Origin of the sequence: Marinobacter mangrovi (genome assembly GCF_016798325.1) — a bacterium.
In the GTDB taxonomy this organism is placed as follows: domain Bacteria; phylum Pseudomonadota; class Gammaproteobacteria; order Pseudomonadales; family Oleiphilaceae; genus Marinobacter_A; species Marinobacter_A mangrovi.
The window spans coordinates 1-16,815 of record NZ_JAERVO010000007.1 but is presented as its reverse complement, the minus strand read 5'-3'; the positions used below and the strand labels follow the sequence as shown (position 1 = coordinate 16,815).

At 63.6% G+C, this 16,815-nt stretch carries 17 protein-coding genes; 10 read left to right on the top strand and 7 right to left on the bottom strand.

Annotation, left to right across the window (positions count from 1 at the left end; translation table 11 throughout):
• Position 1: 1 nt before the first annotated feature.
• Both JL474_RS18170 and JL474_RS18165 read right to left on the bottom strand, forming a co-directional pair.
• Positions 2-706, bottom strand: coding sequence for an anti-sigma factor (locus JL474_RS18170; RefSeq protein ID WP_203143191.1), 705 nt, complete (start codon positions 704-706; stop codon positions 2-4).
• Positions 703-1,257 carry a sigma-70 family RNA polymerase sigma factor gene (locus JL474_RS18165; RefSeq protein ID WP_203143190.1) on the bottom strand — a complete coding sequence of 185 codons (555 nt, stop codon included), beginning with the start codon at positions 1,255-1,257 and terminating at the stop codon, positions 703-705. The genes JL474_RS18170 and JL474_RS18165 overlap by 4 nt, the downstream gene beginning before the upstream one ends.
• Positions 1,258-1,469: 212 nt before the next feature.
• On the opposite strand from JL474_RS18165, the gene JL474_RS18160 reads away from it, so the two are divergent.
• The 4 genes from JL474_RS18160 to JL474_RS18145 all read left to right on the top strand — a co-directional run bounded on the left by JL474_RS18160 (position 1,470) and on the right by JL474_RS18145 (position 5,543).
• A complete protein-coding gene (locus JL474_RS18160) occupies positions 1,470-2,993 on the top strand; it encodes a DUF4331 domain-containing protein (protein WP_203143189.1) in 1,524 nt (507 codons plus the stop codon).
• 12 nt (positions 2,994-3,005) lie between these two features.
• Positions 3,006-3,233 carry a hypothetical protein gene (locus JL474_RS18155; protein WP_148079187.1) on the top strand — a complete coding sequence of 76 codons (228 nt, stop codon included), beginning with the start codon at positions 3,006-3,008 and terminating at the stop codon, positions 3,231-3,233.
• A gap of 184 nt (positions 3,234-3,417) precedes the next feature.
• Positions 3,418-4,425, top strand: a complete 1,008-nt coding sequence (locus JL474_RS18150) for a tetratricopeptide repeat protein (RefSeq protein WP_328797846.1) — start codon at positions 3,418-3,420, stop codon at positions 4,423-4,425.
• The gene (locus JL474_RS18145; protein ID WP_203143188.1) at positions 4,422-5,543 is read left to right on the top strand and encodes a HupE/UreJ family protein; all 1,122 of its coding nucleotides are present in this window, start codon (positions 4,422-4,424) and stop codon (positions 5,541-5,543) included. Before JL474_RS18150 ends, JL474_RS18145 begins: the two co-directional genes overlap by 4 nt.
• Before the next feature lie 88 nt (positions 5,544-5,631).
• Here the strand turns inward: JL474_RS18145 and JL474_RS18140 are convergent, their stop codons facing one another.
• The 3 genes from JL474_RS18140 to JL474_RS18130 form a co-directional block, all read right to left on the bottom strand.
• The gene (locus JL474_RS18140) at positions 5,632-6,222 is read right to left on the bottom strand and encodes a hypothetical protein (RefSeq protein WP_123635627.1); all 591 of its coding nucleotides are present in this window, start codon (positions 6,220-6,222) and stop codon (positions 5,632-5,634) included.
• Between the two features lie 179 nt (positions 6,223-6,401).
• Positions 6,402-7,895 carry an amidase gene (locus JL474_RS18135; RefSeq protein WP_203143187.1) on the bottom strand — a complete coding sequence of 498 codons (1,494 nt, stop codon included), beginning with the start codon at positions 7,893-7,895 and terminating at the stop codon, positions 6,402-6,404.
• An 81-nt stretch (positions 7,896-7,976) separates the two neighbouring features.
• Complete coding sequence (locus JL474_RS18130; protein WP_203143186.1) at positions 7,977-8,522, bottom strand: glutathione peroxidase; 546 nt, start codon at positions 8,520-8,522, stop codon at positions 7,977-7,979.
• A gap of 146 nt (positions 8,523-8,668) precedes the next feature.
• On the opposite strand from JL474_RS18130, the gene JL474_RS18125 reads away from it, so the two are divergent.
• Positions 8,669-9,760 carry a hypothetical protein gene (locus JL474_RS18125; protein WP_236012364.1) on the top strand — a complete coding sequence of 364 codons (1,092 nt, stop codon included), beginning with the start codon at positions 8,669-8,671 and terminating at the stop codon, positions 9,758-9,760.
• Between the two features lie 13 nt (positions 9,761-9,773).
• Entirely contained in the window at positions 9,774-10,538 is a 765-nt protein-coding gene (locus JL474_RS18120; protein WP_203143185.1) for a TSUP family transporter, read from the top strand.
• Here JL474_RS18120 and JL474_RS18115 read toward each other — a convergent pair.
• Together JL474_RS18115 and JL474_RS18110 are read right to left on the bottom strand one after the other, a co-directional pair.
• On the bottom strand, positions 10,500-11,414 hold the full coding sequence (locus tag JL474_RS18115; RefSeq protein WP_236012363.1) for a DMT family transporter: 915 nt from the start codon (positions 11,412-11,414) through the stop codon (positions 10,500-10,502). The two genes, JL474_RS18120 and JL474_RS18115, sit on opposite strands and share 39 nt — an antisense overlap.
• 48 nt (positions 11,415-11,462) lie before the next feature.
• A complete protein-coding gene (locus JL474_RS18110; RefSeq protein ID WP_203143184.1) occupies positions 11,463-13,841 on the bottom strand; it encodes a sensor domain-containing diguanylate cyclase in 2,379 nt (792 codons plus the stop codon).
• A gap of 191 nt (positions 13,842-14,032) precedes the next feature.
• Between JL474_RS18110 and JL474_RS18105 the strand changes: the two genes are divergently transcribed.
• Genes JL474_RS18105 through JL474_RS18090 form a run of 4 tightly spaced genes read left to right on the top strand, consistent with a single transcriptional unit; the run spans position 14,033 to position 16,455 of the window.
• Complete coding sequence (locus JL474_RS18105) at positions 14,033-14,809, top strand: MotA/TolQ/ExbB proton channel family protein (protein ID WP_203143183.1); 777 nt, start codon at positions 14,033-14,035, stop codon at positions 14,807-14,809.
• On the top strand, positions 14,796-15,209 hold the full coding sequence (locus tag JL474_RS18100) for an ExbD/TolR family protein (protein ID WP_123635633.1): 414 nt from the start codon (positions 14,796-14,798) through the stop codon (positions 15,207-15,209). Before JL474_RS18105 ends, JL474_RS18100 begins: the two co-directional genes overlap by 14 nt.
• Positions 15,206-15,619, top strand: coding sequence for an ExbD/TolR family protein (locus JL474_RS18095; RefSeq protein ID WP_203143182.1), 414 nt, complete (start codon positions 15,206-15,208; stop codon positions 15,617-15,619). Before JL474_RS18100 ends, JL474_RS18095 begins: the two co-directional genes overlap by 4 nt.
• Complete coding sequence (locus JL474_RS18090; protein WP_203143181.1) at positions 15,616-16,455, top strand: energy transducer TonB; 840 nt, start codon at positions 15,616-15,618, stop codon at positions 16,453-16,455. Before JL474_RS18095 ends, JL474_RS18090 begins: the two co-directional genes overlap by 4 nt.
• Positions 16,456-16,815: the final 360 nt, after the last annotated feature.

Sequence of the window (16,815 nt, the reverse complement as noted above, 5' to 3'; positions counted from 1 at the left end):
GTTACTCCAGCTCATGCAACTTCGTGATGTGCAGAATCGGGCCGGTGGGTGCGCCACTGGGGGATCCGCCTTTCGGCTCCAGGCTGATCGCCAGCGTCTTTGAGGCCCGCAGGGCGGCGCGAGCTGCCGGCGACAGCGTGATCTGCAGGCTGTCCTTGCCCACCGGAATGACGCCCAGCGAGAGCGGGTTGCCATCCGCGGGGACGACCCACAGCTCATAATCATGCTGGCCTTCCGGCGCCGTGGCCGCCACCGGCCGCAGTCTCAGTTTGCCCGGTTCGCCGGTTTCCGCCACCAGCCACAGGGGATCCTTCACATCCGGCTGCACCACCGCGCCCGACAACAGCGGCCCCTGGGCCTGGGGTGCCGGTTCACGCACCAGCATCACCGCCAGCACCAGCACGGCGGCCGTGGCCACCAGGCTCCAGCCGGCCCAGAGCCAGCTCAGTCCGCCGCGCCGTACCGGTGCTTCGACGGTGTTCGGCCAAAGCCGCCGTTCGATCGCCGTCCAGACACGCTGCGGTGGTTCTTCCTCAGGGACCGCATCGGCCAGCGGCGCGAGTTTGTTTTCCCAGTACCAGACCTCCTGCCGGACCGCCCAGGATTCCATCATCCAGCGCTCAAAACGCCGCCGTGCCCCGCCTTGCAGGGCACCGAGCGCGTATTCCGCCGCCAGGCGTTCGATGCGTTCCGGTGTTCTCTTCATCGTTCCAGGCACCTCTTCAAAGCCTGTAATCCCCGGCGAATCCAGCTCTTCACCGTACCGATCGGCGTACTCAGCGTGACCGACAGCTCTTCATGGGTCAGCCCGCGGTAATAGGACAGCAGGATGCTGTCCCGCTGGGTGTCGCTTAACTCTTCCAGGCAGCCCTGCAGGGCTGCGGCCCCATCGGCCTGCATCGAGGCATCCAGCGGACTGAGGCTGTCGTCTGCCACGTTCTCGAGCTGGTCATCGCCCGCGGTCCGGCGCACCTTGCGCGCCCGGATGAGATCAAGCGTGCGGTAGCGGGCGATGGTCAGCATCCAGTTGAGGGGCGTGCCCCGCTCCCGGTGATATTCCCCGGCGTGGTGCCAGATGCGAACGAACGCATCCTGTAAGGCCTCCTCGGCCAGTTCCGGTTGGGCCGCCAGTTTCTGGCACACGCCGAACATCCGCCCGGCCATTTGCCGATATAAGGCCTGGAAGGCCGCCCGATCCTGCTGGGCAACCCGCGCCAACAGGCCCATCAATTCTTCCTGATCCGTCTCTGATGCCATAAATCCCTGCTCTTCAGGTTCGACGTTCTTCCAGATCAGGTAGCACCAGTACGTCTGACCCGTTCGGGAAGATGCGCTGTGGTGACTGCCTGAATAATTTATTGACGAGGTGCAACTTTTCAGAAGAGGGGGCCGTACCGGCCTCAGACAGCACACACGAACCGCTGTCTCTCAGAACCATTCGCCACCTAAAAATAGCAGAGGAATGGATAATGAACCTGAATCTGAAGCGATCGCTCCTCGCGGTTTCGATCGCAGGGCTCTGTACAACCCCTCTCGCCGGCTTTGCATCCAGCCACCGTGAAGCCCCATTCATTACCGAGACCCCGAAGGTCGACGGCACCGACTTCTACATGTTCCGCAGTTATGAACCGGGGCATGAGGACACCGTCACCCTGATTGCCAACTACCTGCCTCTCCAGGACCCATACGGCGGCCCCAACTATTTCGATCTGGACGACGACGCCATTTATGAAATTCACATCGACAATACGGCAGATGCACAGGAAGACATCACCTTCCGTTTCGATCTGTCGGATGTGAAACAGGACCTGAAGTTGGATATCGGTGGGGAGATGGTCTCCGTGCCGCTCAAGAACATTGGCGCCATCGGCCCGGCGGCCACAGACACCAACAACGTCCAGGTGCGTCAGGAATACACGCTGGAAGTCATCCGCGGCGATCGTCGATCCGGCACGGTACAGATGGCCACCAACGTGGATACCGGCACCGAAACCTTCCGCAAACCGCTGGACAACATCGGCACCAATTCGATCAGCGACTATGCCGCCTACGCCGCCAATCACGTCTACGATGTGTCGCTGCCCGGCTGCAGCGGTAACGGCCGGGTCTTCGTGGGCCAGCGGAAGGACGCCTTTGCGGTGAACCTGGGTGAAATCTTCGATCTGGTGAACCTCGCCAATCCACTGGGCGCTCGGGACCAGGGCCTCGACACCCTGGCTGACGCGAACGTGACCTCCTTTGCCCTGGAAGTGCCCACCGACTGCCTGACCGGCTCCTCCCAGACGGCCGGCGGCGACCCGGTGATTGGCGGCTGGACGACCGCCAGCATCCGTCAGGCCCAGGTCATCAATCCGGCCCCGACCCGTAACGGCAAGGGTGCCAGCGTCAAGGGCGGCGCCTACACCCAGGTCTCCCGACTGGGCATGCCGCTGGTGAACGAGGTGGTGATTGGCCTGGCCGACAAGGATCGCTTCAACGCCAGTGAACCGGCAGACGACAACCAGTTTGCCACCTACGTGACCAACCCGACCCTGCCCAAACTGCTGCAGGTGGTCACCAGCGGCGCCATCCAGGAACCGCAGGTGTTCCCGAGGGTGGATCTGGTGGCCGCCTTCCTGACCGGCCTGACCCTCAAGGACGGCGGTGGTTCGGTGATCTTCTCCAACCAGCCCGCTGGCGTGCAGGCAGCCGACATGCTGCGCCTGAACACCGCTATTCCGGCGGCCGACCCGGACGTGAACAACCAGTCTGATCTTGGCCTGCTCGCCAGCAGCCCGGATGCCACCGGTTTCCCCAACGGCCGTCGACCGGTGGATGACGTGGTGGACATCGCGCTGCGCGTAGCCATTGGCGCCACCCTGCCGTTCTTTGGCGAGACCGACCCGAACAGCGGCGCGCCGCTGACCGACGGCGCCGTGGTTGACCGGTCCCAGCTGCTGGATGGCTTCCCGTACCTGGGCACGCCGATTCCCGGCTCGCCCACAACGCCGTAACCGGAGGTTGCCATGAAAGCGATTATGACTTTGATCGCTCTGTCGTTGTTGGGCTTGGCAGGTTGCTCCAGTAACCACGACAGCGACGACGACAATAACGCCGAGGTGGATTTCACCGCCTTCGTGAAGTCGGAAATCAAGAACACGCAGGATGATCGCGACGCCGTAGACGTCAACGACGTGACCTTTTCGTTCAACGATCAGGACGACCCCGATGCCTACGATGACATCCTGCAGTAACACCGCGTCTGTTGGCCGCCTCCAACGAGGCAGGGGGCCGGCCAACCCTCACCCCGCCCCTCCGGGCGGGGGCTTTTTCGCACTCCTGTTCTGTCTTTTCTTCGCACCGGTCTGTCTGGCGGCTGCCCCGCCATTGGAGCCCATTCCAGCGCGGACGGTACTGGTCAACCTGCCGGAGACCGGCGTGTCCGCGGCGCCCACGAGCCAGAGCGCCGATGCGCTGGCCGCAGAGGTCCGCCACCAGTTGAAGGCGGCCCGCCAACAGGGCGACCCGCGTTTTCTGGGCTACGCCCAGCGCGCCCTGGACCAGTGGCCCACCGCCCGGCTGACGTCGGAACTGCGCCTGCTACGAGGCAGCCTGCGCCAGAGCCTGCACCAATTCGACGGGGCGGAAGCGGACCTGAAAGCCGTGCTGCAGGCCCAACGGTCCGGTCCCCTGCGCAGTCAGGCCTGGCTGACGCTGGCCAGTATCCGGCTGGTCCGGGGCGACTATGCCGGGTCCCGACAGGCCTGCGAGGCGTTTGCCGACGACTATCCCGGCCTGATCGCGGCCAGCTGTTTCGCCCAGGTGGACGCCCGAACCGGCCAGGCCCGCGCGGCCTATGAACGACTGTCCCGGGCTGTACACCAATCGCGCTCTACCCGCGATCCCGTGAGTCGCGCCTGGGCGGAAGGCACCCTGGCGTCACTGGCCGCACAGCTCGGCCTGGATGCGGCGCAGACGCACTGGCGGCGAGTCCTGGTGATGGATCCCGGCGATCTCTACAGCCGCGCGCTCTACGCCGACTGGCTGCTGCAGCAGCATCAGCCGGAAGCGGCGCTGGCTCTGACCCAGGGCTACGAGCAAGTCGATAGCCTGGCCGTCCTCAAGGCGATCGCACTGAAACGCAGCCAGCAGGACGACCGGGATTTCGAGCAACGCCTGGCGCAGCGCTTCGCCGAGGCCCGGTGGCGCGGCAACCTCCTGCACAAGCGGGACTACGCCCGTTACCTGCTGGATGTGGGCCAGCAGCCGGAGGCCGCCTTCCACTACGCCAGTCTCAACTGGCAAAGCCAGCGCGAACCGCTCGACACCCGCCTGCTGCTGCGCGCGGCCTCCGCCGCCGGTGAAACATCGGCCCGACAGGACCTGGTCGACTGGCTGGCCGACAACCACCAGTCGGACGCACGCTATCCGGAGACCACCCCATGACCCGATGGTTGGCAGGACTGACCCTGCTGTTTGCAATGGCGGGGCCGGCCCTGGCCCACAAGGCCAGCGACGGCTTCGTCTACCTCGACACGTCGACAGAGCCGTCGCAGTTGCGGATCGACGTGGCCCTGCGCGACCTGGCGCTGGTGGTGCCGCTTGATGCCAACGGCGACCGGCAGGTCACCAGCGACGAGCTGAACCGGGCCCGGGGCGACATCACTCGCTACCTGGAACAGGGCGTCCAGCTCCAGGCCGGTTCGCGGAACTGCCGCCTGGTGGGCCAGGATTGGGGCCTGAGCCGTCACAGCGACGGCCCTTACGCCGCCCTGCGCTATCAGGTGCGCTGCCCGGCGGATGCCGCTCCGGACCAGCTGCGCTACGATCTCCTGTTCGAGGTCGACAGCCTGCATCGCGGCCTGATCCAGCAGACCGATGGCGACCAGGAACAGCTCGCCGTGCTCGGCCCGGACGACCATGCCTTGTCCCTGGATGCCGCCGGGCGCAGCTGGTTCAGTGTGTTCGCGGATTTCCTGCAACAGGGCATCTGGCACCTGCTGCTGGGCTTCGACCACCTGCTGTTCCTACTGGTGCTGATCCTGCCCGCCACCCTGGCCCGCCACCAGTCGACGCGCGATCCCAAGATCCTGCGCAGTCGCCTGTGGGAACTGGCCGGCATCGTGTCTTCGTTCACGGTGGCGCATTCCCTCACCCTGGGCATGACGGTGCTGGGACTGGTCCATCCACCCAGCGGGCCGGTGGAGATCATCATCGCGCTCTCCATTGCCGTCACGGCGATCAACCTGCTTTTCCCGGTCCTGGGTCACCGGACCTGGAAGATCGCCTTCGGATTCGGGTTGGTGCACGGCTTCGGGTTCGCCAGCGTTCTGGAGGAATTGACTCACGGCACGTCAGAAAGGGTCCTGGCCCTCGCCGGCTTCAATCTGGGGGTAGAGGCGGGGCAGCTGTTGATCCTGGCCGTGATTTTCCCGCTGCTGTATGCCATCAGCCGGTATCGCCTGTACCAGCGCGCGGCGGTTCCGGCCATCGCCCTGGTGGTGACCGTGATCAGCCTGTATTGGGCCGCGCAGCGGTTTGTGGCGTTGCCGATGATGTCTTGAGGTAGGTGCGGACGTCACCGGTCACGTCGGGTTGCCTGTCCGACGTGACCGGAGCCCGTTTAATGACGGTACGTGCCCGTCTGGCGTGTCAGTGAAGGTTGCGCATCTGGCGCGGATACAGGGCCGCGCTGACTTCCGGCTCTTCCAGCAGGTCGGCCAGTTCCCGGTCCACTTCGGTTTCCTCACCCTCGTCCGGCAACGGCTCGAACAGTGTGTTCAACCAGGCGGCGACGGTCGGCACGTCGTCCCGGTCGTAGTCCGTCGACAGGGCACCGATTCGCTTGAAGCCGATGATGCGCTGATGCCGCGGATCGCGAATCTGCTCGAAGCCACGCCAGTAGACCCGGTCCCGGGTATGCAGCTGCACGAACAGGGTGTCGATCGGATCCGGTGCGTCATCCTCCTTGGGTTCGGGGTCCGTTTCGCGCTTGTTGCGGATTGTGGTCCAGGCCGGATAGAGCACGGCCACCGCGTCCGCTTCGACATGTTCCCGGGCCGCGCGCAGGATCAACGCCCAGCGGGCCTTGTCTGCTTCGGTTTCCAGGGACTGGATAGGCAAGTCGTAACTCTGATCTGAAGACAGGACGATAGCCATCATGGGAGCATCCAGCTCTCCCATCGCTTCACCCTGTGCGACAGATACCAGTTCGTCGATCGCAATCGGTTGCGGATAGTTCATGGTACGCTCGCCTCCTCGGTGCCATCAGGGTAGGGGGAGACACTGGACACAACTGCCTGTCCGGCGCACTTACGTTAGACAGGCTGTCTATTCAGTGATCGCCTCGGGAGTCGGGCAACTCCCTCCTACAGCATAGCGTGTCTCTCCAAAAGGTTAAACGTGGAGACGACCGGGGCGGATCACAAGGTGTCCGCCGAAGAAAGTGCGTCGTAGCGATGCCACCAGGGCAAAGCCGCTTCCAGCTGCCCCGCCAGTTGGAACAGCGTGGCCTCGCCTCCGTGGGGTGCGCCGAACTGAACGCCCACAGGCATGCCCTGCACCGTCCAGTGCAACGGCATCGACATGGCCGGCGTGCCGGTGAGGTTGGCCAGCTGGGTAAACGGCGTGCGCGCCAGGGACTCCAGCGCCAGCTGATCCACCATGCCACTGCGATGGACCAGCCGGCCGGCCTTGAGCAGCAGCATGAGGCGACTCACGATCTGCAGGTGCGCCGGGGTGTCCAGTTCCCCGATGCAGGCCGGCATCTGGCCGGTGGTCGGGCACAGGTAAAGGTCATAGGTTTCGAAGAACAGCCCCAATGCCCGGGAGAAGTCGTTCCATTGCTGGCGCAGGCGGACGTAATCCGGCGTCGGCAGTGTGCGGCCTAACATGCCGATCAACCGCGTATCCAGTTCGAAATCCCGGTCGTGGGCGCCGTATCGCTCTGCCGCCCGTGCCATCGCCGCGGAGACCTCGCCGAAGTACAACGCCAGGTAACAGCGGGCCAGGGCCATACCGTCAAAGTCGGGGCGGGCGTATTCAATCGTGTGCCCCAGGTTTTCCAGGGTCTTGGCGGTGCTTTCTACCGCGTCGATGCACTCCTGCGCCACGTCGCCGCCGTAGGGCGAGTTGGTGAACACACCAATCCGCAGCGGGCGCGGCGTCTCGGTCACCTTATCGGCATAGGAGCCCTCCGGCGGGGCGATGGTAAACGGATCACCCGATTCGGCGCCAGCCAGGTAATCCAGCATGGTGGCGCTGTCCCGCACGCTGCGGCTGACCACATGATCGGCCGAGGCGCCGGTCCAGTGTTCGCCCATGCCCGGTCCGGCGGATACCCGCCCGCGGGAAGGTTTGAGGCCAAACAGACCGTTATAGGCGGCCGGGATGCGGATCGAGCCGCCACCATCGTTGGCACCGGCCATCGGCACGATGCCGGCGGCCACGGCGGCGCCGGAACCACCACTGGAACCGCCCGGCGTGCGCTCGGTATCCCAGGGGTTCAGGGTCGGACCCCACAACCGGGATTCAGTGACTGCCTTGAGCCCCAGCTCTGGCGTCGCGGTACGCCCCAGGATCACCAGGCCCGCTTCCCGCGTCCGTTTCACGTAGGCGGAATCCCGCTCGGCAATCTGGTGACGCAGCGCGCGGCTGCCGAAGGTGCAGGGCTCACCGGCCTGTTCCTGGGCAAGATCCTTGAGCAGAAAGGGCACGCCGGCCAATAGCCCGGTGGTCGATGCAGGATGTTCCAGCGCCGCGCTGAACTGGGCATGGCAGATGGCGTTGAGGGTCGGATTCACCGCCTCGGCGCGTTCAATGGCGGCGTTGATGATTTCACGGGGCGTGGCTTTCTTGCGGCGTACCAGATCGGCCAGTCCGACGGCATCGAACTGCAGGTAATCGCTGACATTCATAGGCATCCTGACCTTGGGTAGTGGCATGTCACCGTGCCCGACAAGCATACCCCAACAGCGAAATAATGACAGGCCGTTCAGCTATTCCAGTAACGCCTTGATTCGGGAGGTGAGTTCAGGGTCGTCCGGTGCCACTCGAGAAGGGTAATGCCAGACCTCGTTCCCCTGCGGATCGATCAGGTATTTGTTGAAATTCCAGCCCGGCGCGGCGCCGCTTTTTTCAGCCAGTTTGCGGAACAACGGATGGGCTTCCGGACCGGTGACGGACTGCGGCGCGGTCATGGGGAAGGTCACACCGTAGTCGACAAAGCAGATTTCGGCCGTCTTGGCTTCGTTGCTGGCTTCCTGGCGGAAGTCATTCGACGGGACGCCAACGATGGTGAAGCCCTGATCCCGGTAGCGTTTGTAAAGCGCTTCGAGCCCCCGGAACTGGCCCGTGTAACCGCAAAAACTGGCGGTATTCACGATCAGCATGGGGTGGCCATCCTGCAGGTCACACAGGTTGACCGTCTCCGTGGAACGCAGGCGGTTGATGTCCACATCGAGCCAGTCGGGACAGGCCGCTGACGCCAGCCCCGGCAACGCGCCGATTGCCAGGATGATCCACAGCTTCAGAGTGTACGTCATGATGATTCCTCCCTGACTCCAATACGCCGCGAGGGCCGATTCAGTTTCACGTCCCGCGCCTTCGCCGACAGTTGCAGCCAGCCGGTCCTGCGGCCAAAATCCGGAGACCGCGCCTTTCAACCTCATGCTTGCGGTGGAGCGTTTCTATGCCGATGCGGACAGTCTGCCTGTCGCTTTTCCTGATTCTGTTGTCCGGCACCGGCCATGCCGAAAAACTCAAGGACTGGACGTCCGTCATCCGGGAATCGCCCTATTGGGAAAGCCAGGGCGTCTACCAGAACATCCTGACCATCCGCCGCTGGATACTGGAAAGCAGCGGCTATTGCAGTAAGACCGAACGCCATATCCTGTTTGACCGGCGCGGCCAGTTCCTCGGCTACATGGAAAACGCCGACACCCGCGAAGCCACCCAGAAGAAACTGAACGCCACCCGCCGACGGATGGCGCAAGAGGGCCGTAGCGAGTACTGGGTGGCCGGCGACCCCGAGACCACCGGCTATCCCTTTGCGCTGGCCTGCGACCAGCCTCACGTCAATATGAACGAGGCGATTGGACGTTACCTCGGCACCGCGCCTGACGATCGCCTGTGGGGCAGTTGGGACGACCTGACTGTCGGCACCGCACAGAAACCCGAATCCCTGCACGCCGCCCTGTCCTATGTCTACCAGACCCGCCGTAACCAGCAACGGCTGGATCTGCCGGCGGAAATGGACCGCTATCTCGCCGGCCAGTTGCTGATCGAGAGCGGTGCCCAGCAACAGGCCCACTCGGCCGCCAACGCCCGCGGCATCATGCAGCTGTCCGATATGGTGCTCAGTGATTGCGGGATCGGCCCGGAAAACTACTGGCATCGGCTGGCGCAACTGGACTGCGCCATGCGCCTGACCAGCCAGAACGCTCGCAACCTGCGGCCTGTGTTCGACGCCCGCTTCGGCAACCTGCCCAGGAAAAAGCGCGACCGGCTCTTCACCTTGTTGCTGGTACAGGCCTACCACGGGGGCGCCGCCCGGGTGGAAACCCTGCTGGATGACGATGAACTGTCCCAGCCGGCGGCCTATTTTTCCGCCAACCACGAAAGCTACACCGCCGGCGATATCGCCTTCGGTCTGGTGTTCCACAACCTGGGACGGAATCGACTGGGCCTGTCGTCCCTGTATTATGTCGCCGATGTGGAACTGGCCGGTGCGGCCCTGTGCAACCAGCCCAAAATGAAGAACGACCCGCTTTGCGCGGACTGACCGGAGACTCGCCTTGGCGTTGCTGTACCTGCCTGACGCACTGAGCCCGACGCTGGCCGGCCTGCTGTTGGCCACGTCGGTCCTCACTTCGATGATCACCGCCGCCCTCGGCGCGGGTGGTGGTGCGCTGCTGCTGGCGCTGATGGCGCTGTGGCTGCCGCCGGCCGCCATTATCCCGGTCCACGGCCTGATCCAGCTTGGCTCCAACGCCGGACGTGCCGGCCTGACCTGGCGTCACATCGACTGGAAAGTGATTGCCGCGTTCCTGCCGGGCGTGCTGCTGGGCGGGTTGATCGGCGGTCTGATGCTGGTCCATCTGCCGGCCGCTGTCTGGCAGATGGCCATTGCCCTGTTCATCCTCTACCTGTGCTGGGGTCCGTCGCTGCCCAAGGCGATCCTCAGCCCGCTGGGCACCTTCTTCGCGGCGTTGGCCACCACGTTCCTGACCCTGTTCGTCGGCGCCACCGGCCCGCTGGTCGCGGCCTTCGTCAAACAGATCCACCGTGATCGCTTCCGGACCGTTGCCACCTTCGCCTGCGCCATGACGCTGCAGCACAGCGCCAAGGGCCTGGTGTTCGGACTGGCGGGCTTTGCCCTGCATGAGTGGTTGCCGTTTATCGCGGGGATGATTGCCTGCGGCTTCCTGGGGACCTGGCTCGGGCTGCGGTTGCTGATCCGCCTCAGCAACCTGCACTTCCAGAAATACTTCAACATCCTGCTGACGCTGCTGGCCCTGCGCTTACTCTGGCAGGCGGCTCGCACGGCCGGCTTTTTTTAATCGTGAGGCCCGCCGACGCTGGCGCCAGTCCTCAATAAAGCCATTCACCGCCAGGGCGGTCAGGATAATCGCGCCGCCGGCGAATGCCAGGGGGCCAGGTATCTCGTCGAGAAACAGCCACACCAGAAAACCGCCGATCACGGTTTCCAGCAGCAGGAGCAGGCTCACTTCCGCCGCCGGCAGGTAGCGGGGACCGGTCTGGATCAGGATACTGGCTGCCGGCAGGAAGCAGATACACAGCAGGAGGATCCGGCCGAAGTCGTGCCAGCCGGGCCACTGTGCGCCACCAAAGCAAGCGGCCACAATGCAGATGAGCAGGGCACCGAAGATCAGCATCAGGCTCATGTCTGCCTGCGGCCGGGAACGGGCCACCGCCAGATTGGAGGCCAGCGAAAACGCCGCAACGCCGGCCATGATCAGCCCCAGCGGCTGTCCCTTGCCCATCTCGCCGACGGCCATCAGGGTGGCGCCGCCAATACAGACCAGGATGAGGACCCAGGTTCGCAGGGGCAAACGCTCCCGCCAGACCAGCCACGCCAGCACCGCCGCAATCACCGGGGCGGTATTGAGGATGACCAGCACGTTGCCCGCGGCGGTGTGCTTCATGCCGGTCACAAACCCCAGGGTGCTGCCGGCAAACGCCACGCCGCAGTAGAGCCCTCGCCGCCCGCACGCGCGCATGGCCGGCAGCAGCTGACTGCGGTAGCGCAGGCTGTTAATCACGGCAAAGCTCAACGCCAGCAACAGCCCGCGCCAGAATAGGAATACCACGGGCGGGACGCTGGTGGATTTTACCAACAGGGCATCGGGCGACAGGAACAGAACCCCGAGACCGGCAATCAGGAAGCCCTTGGTGCGATCAGACATCTCAGCCATGCCACCCGCCTGACGACATGGGCTTGCCGCTTGTTTGCGGGCAACGCATCAGGTGCGGACCGTTTCCGGCGACTGTGCCATCGCCTCCTCACCATAGACCACCACCCGATTCCGTCCCCGGGCCTTGGCGGTGTAGGCCGCTTCGTCCGCCCGCGCCATGACCGTCTTATTGGTGGTGTCGTCGGTGCGGACATCGGTCAGGCCGATGCTGGCCGTCACCCCGTAATGGCGCCCGTCCTGTTCCAGCACCAACGCCTCGATGCCGGCACGCAGCGACTCGGCAATGCTCTGCGCCCGGTCCAGACCGCAGGCCGGCAGGATCACACCAAACTCGTCACCCCCCAGACGGGCGACCACGTCCGATTGACGCACCCGGCTGCGCAGGATGTCGGCAATGTGGCGCAGCAGTTCGTCACCCAGCAAGTGACCGCCGTTGTCGTTGACGGGCTTGAAGTGGTCGAGGTCGATCACCATCAGGACCGTCGGGTTGCTGTGCTCGGCCGTCTGCAGCAGCTGGTTGCCCAGACTCGTCGAAAACGCACGCCGATTGACCAGCCGGGTCAACGGATCGTGACTGGCGTCCCAGGAGAGCTGGGCCTCCTGACGCCGGCGTTCGCTGTCATCACGCAGGACAAAGACGAACTGGTCCGCCCCCTGCTCGCTTTCCAGGCGAAGCATGGTGAGCTCCACTTCCAGGCCGTCACCCCGCGCGTTGGTCAACACGGCGTCCAGGCCGGTCACCTGGGGTTGTTCGCGAAACTCGCCGAAGCCCCAGGGTTCACCATCGACCGCCACCTGCACGATATCGAACAGGTTGCTGCCAACCGGCGAGGCATGGGTGCCGATAAACAGTTGTGACGGCGGATTGGCGAAGCTGATGAAACCCTGGCCGTCAGTCAGGACCACGCCTTCATCCAGTACGCCCAGGATCCGTTCGGCGCGGGTACGGGCCACCCGCAGCTCGGCTTCGATTTCCAGCTCATGGGTGATGTCCCGAACCACGGTGATGGTCCCCAGTGAGCGATCCGGCGTCTCGATCGGGGCCGTCATACTGGCGACCCAGATCACCCGGTCCGTGCGGATGTCGTAGAGTCGGTACTGACCCTGGAAGACTTCTCCGCTGTAGAGAACACGGCTGCGATCTTTCAGCACCTGCGCCCGGTCTTCCCGATAAATACCCTGCAGATAGTGCTGTCCCCGGAGGCGCTCAAGGGGCTGTCCGAGAATCGCTTCCAGCGCCGGATTGACGAACTCGATACGGCCCAGCACATCGGTCTGGACGATGCCGATGGGCGAGCGCTCCGACAGCGAACGGAAGTAGGCTTCCTGCTGCTCCATTTCCACCCGGGCAGCTTCCCGTTCTTCCCGCACCTGATTGAAAGTCGTCACCAACTCCCGGATCTCGTGGCCACCCCCGACTTCAATCGGGGCGTCACGCAATCCCATGTGGCGGGCCTTGATCTGGTCGGTCAGTTGCTGCAACGGATTGAGCAACTTGCTGAACAGGCGCAGGGACAGTGGAATGAACAGCAGCAAAAGCCCCACGGCCACCCAGAACATGACGTTGGACAGTTTACGGATCGGCTCGAATGCTTCCCGGGTGGGGAGCGACACGGTGACAAACCAGGGCGCCTCATTCAGCTGCCGGTAGGCCACCAGCCGCTGTTGCCCGTTCGCCATGGGAGCCAGAGTGACCCCTTCTTCGCCCTCCCGGGCCGCTTCATGCAGGGGGTTGCCGTCACTCAGCTGTCCCAACTGGTTTTCCTGGCGGGGATGGATCAGGACAAAGCCAGAGCGCGTGCCCATCCCGACGAAGCCGGTATCACCGATTTTCAGGCTCTTGAGATCCCCAAGAAAACTGCGCTCGTCGAGATTGATCGTCCCCGCCAGGATACCGATCAGCTTTTTTTTGTGATTGAACAGCGGCGTGGTGATCGCCACGATGGGAATGCCTTCGTCGCGGGAAACAAAGGGCTCGGAGATCAGCGTGGTCATCTGCTGGCCGGTCATCTGGAAAAACCGGCGATCGGACACATCCAGACCTCGCCCGATGCCGGCTTCGGGCAGGGTGGCCTGTATGATTCCGGAAGGATCAATCAGGTAGAGGCGGTGGAACAGGGACACCAGTGCCGCCTGGCGGTTGAGGATAGGCTGGGCCCGGCTCAGCAGGCTCTCCTCTTCCATCGTCAGGTTCCCGGCAACGCGGGTCATCGCATCGAAGCGCTCGGCCAGCTTGGCATCCACATCACCGGCGATCAGGTCGGCGTGAGTCGCGAGTTGGACCCTGGCTTGACTTTCGAGCTCCGCCTGCCCCGCGGAAATACTCACCAGTGTCGCCAGAAAGACAATCAGGACGACAAGCAGGACCACCACGCCAACTGCCCGGTTCTTGAGACTGTCGAACCAGCGCCGGATCCCTTTGATCAACAATTTTCCTCCGCCCGTCCAAAACCACTACATGTCATGCATGTATACCGACCGCTTCAAAGAATGCACCCGGCAACTATCTTTGTAGTCTAACAGACCTGTCATGACCTGACTGTCTTCAACAGGTAGCTAGACCTAATAATAATCGTTATTATTTGCACTTCAGACTCAATGTGCCGAGGGTTCCCATCGTGCCGGATTCAAACGCCACTACCAGCCTCGCCGGACAATTCGGTCCACTTCACCAGTTGCTTGATTACGGCGGCCCCGTCATGGGGGTGCTGCTTGTCCTGGCTCTGATCGGACTGGCGACCTTTATTTACGCCATCCTGGTGGGCGTCCTGTTTGCACCGCGTGCCAGTCGCACGCTTCGGGACGCGGTTTCCCGGTGGGAACAGGCACCCGGTCATCCTGTGATTGAAGAGGCGGGCCAGACCCGTTCAGGACTCGATCGTCTGAACCCTTTGCCTGCCGTTGTCGCCCGCGCCATGCAAGGCGTGCTGGGTGGCGCCACCGAAACCCAGCAGCGCGAGACCGTCGCCCGTCTGGCACAGCGAGCGCTGCAACCGTTCGAGTCACCGCTGAAAATCATCGAAGTGATCGCCGCCCTGGCGCCCCTGCTGGGCCTGCTGGGCACGGTCATGGGCATGATGGAGGCGTTCAGCACCATGGCATCGACCGCCGGCCGCGCCAGTGCCAGCCAACTGAGTGGCGGCATCTACCAGGCGCTGATGACCACCGCTGCCGGCCTGGTCATTGCCATTCCGATGGCGGCCATGGCAGCCTGGATGGAATTCCGCCTGCGCCGACTGAGTACCCAGATGAACGACCTGCTGGTTCGCGTGCTGTCCGTCACGACGGAGGCTGAGCCCGAAGAGGCCTCAGATCCGGTGACCCAGGCCGAGGTCAAGCGGGTCAACCTGACAGAGCGGGAACGGGAGAAGCGGTTCGCCCATGCAACTGGTTGAGCCTCGCCCCCACCGGCGCCTGCCCATTCGGATGACGCCGCTGATCGATGTGGTCTTCATCCTGCTGGTCTTCTTCATGGTCACGTCACGCCTGGCGCCGACCAGTCAGTTGCAGCTGGACAACGACACCCGCGCCTCCGCAGGCAGCGACGGCGACCCGGTGCCCAGCCTGATGATGCAGTCAGATGGCCGCATCCAATGGGGCGACCGGGTGGAGACACCGACACAGATGGCCCAGGCGCTGGCCAGTGCGGGTAAATCCGAAGTCAATCTGGAGACGGACGGGCAGGTGCCGCTGGGCGACTTCACGGCAGGCCTGACCCGGCTGCAGGACGCCGGCATCACCACCCATTGGCAACGTTCGCCCGGTAACGCCTCATCCCCGCAAGAGTCGCCATGAACCCACTGCTCCCGAAACTTCAGGACAGCGACAACCGCACGCTGCTTGATCGTGTGGAAGACGCCATGCTTCCGCTGATCAATCTGGTCTTTCTCTTGCTGCTGTTCTTTATCGTCGCCGGTCACCTGACGGACGACCCCTTGCCGGCCTTGCCCGGTACCGCCCAGGAAGGCGAGAGCAGTGCCCCGGCGGCCGACCTGGTCATCAACGGTGATGGTCAATTACGCGTACACCAGTCTCCGGTCAGTCGCGAAGAACTGGCGAGTAAACTACCCAAACCCGATGCCGACAAGCCCCTGCGTATCGCAGCGGACAAGGGCTTAACCATGGACAATCTGGAGTCGGTATTGCGGCTGCTGGAAAAAGCCGGGTACCGCAAAGTGGACCTGCTGACGGAGCCGAGTCTGTGAGTCGAGTGATCCGGTCCGGCATCGCCCTGTTTGCGATACTCTGCTCTCTTGGTGCGGGTTATATCCTGGCTCGCTCTGCGGACGACATTCCCGTTCCCAAAGGCAATGGAAACGTTACCGCCCAAGCGGTGATCAGCCTGGATCTGGCGGGCATGAAAGCGCAAACCGACACCGCTGCGAAAACGGCTGACGCCAATAAGCCCCAGCCCACCCCGGAACCTGAGGCGGCACCGGCGCCCAAACCGGAACCACCCAAGGTGGAACCGAAACCAGAGCCCAAGCCTGACCCCAAACCGGAGCCCAGGCCAAAACCTGAGCCCACTCCGGAACCGAAACCAACGCCCAAGCCGGCACCTAAACCAGACCCGAAACCTGAGCCCAAGCCCGAGCCGAAACCGGTCGCCAAGGCGGAGAAGACACCCAGCCAACAGGCGCCAACTCAGGCGAACGCTCAGTCGGCAAAAACCGCCAGTTCGGCAGCGGACGCCAATAAAGGAGCATCAGAGCAGCCCAGCCAGGTACAGCTGACGGCGGGTCGCTCGGATGCGGAGGACAGCTACCTGTCCGAGCTCAACCGGCATCTGGCCCAACACTACGACTATCCTCGCCGTGCGCGCCGTCGTGGCCAGGAAGGCACGCCGGTTGTCCACTTCAAGTTCGGGCGGGACGGTCACCTGATCTCTGCCACGATCGAGAAAAGCTCCCGCTTCCGGATTCTTGATGAAGCCGCTCTGGAAATCATTCGGTCCAGCGCACCGCTGCCCGCTGTTCCCGATGATATGAAGGGAAACAACTTCTCTTTCACGATTCCGATCCGATATCAGCTGCGTAATTAAGCCAGATCTCCACCAGCGCTATCGCGAGCCTGGATCGAAGCCCTGGGCACCCTCCGCTTCCGCAGCGGGACAGGACGTCCCGCGCCGCATCCGGCGGTCAGGGATGACCCTCGGAGGCGGCGGAAGCGGAGGGTGTCCAGGGCTTCTGGCTTGAGGTCTATTCCCCCTCTGCGCTTTTGTTATCTTCCGGATAAGACTGGATTCTCGGGGGCGGAAGCGGGTAGTCGCTTGGTCCGATTCCTTTCTGGTTTTCCTTCCGGCTCTGGCCTGGGATTTATTGTCTTGGCGCAGGCAAGATTTCGCCCAGTCAGCAAGATGTGGCCCGCCGGGAGCCATTGTTTGCTTGGTGCTGGGGGTTGG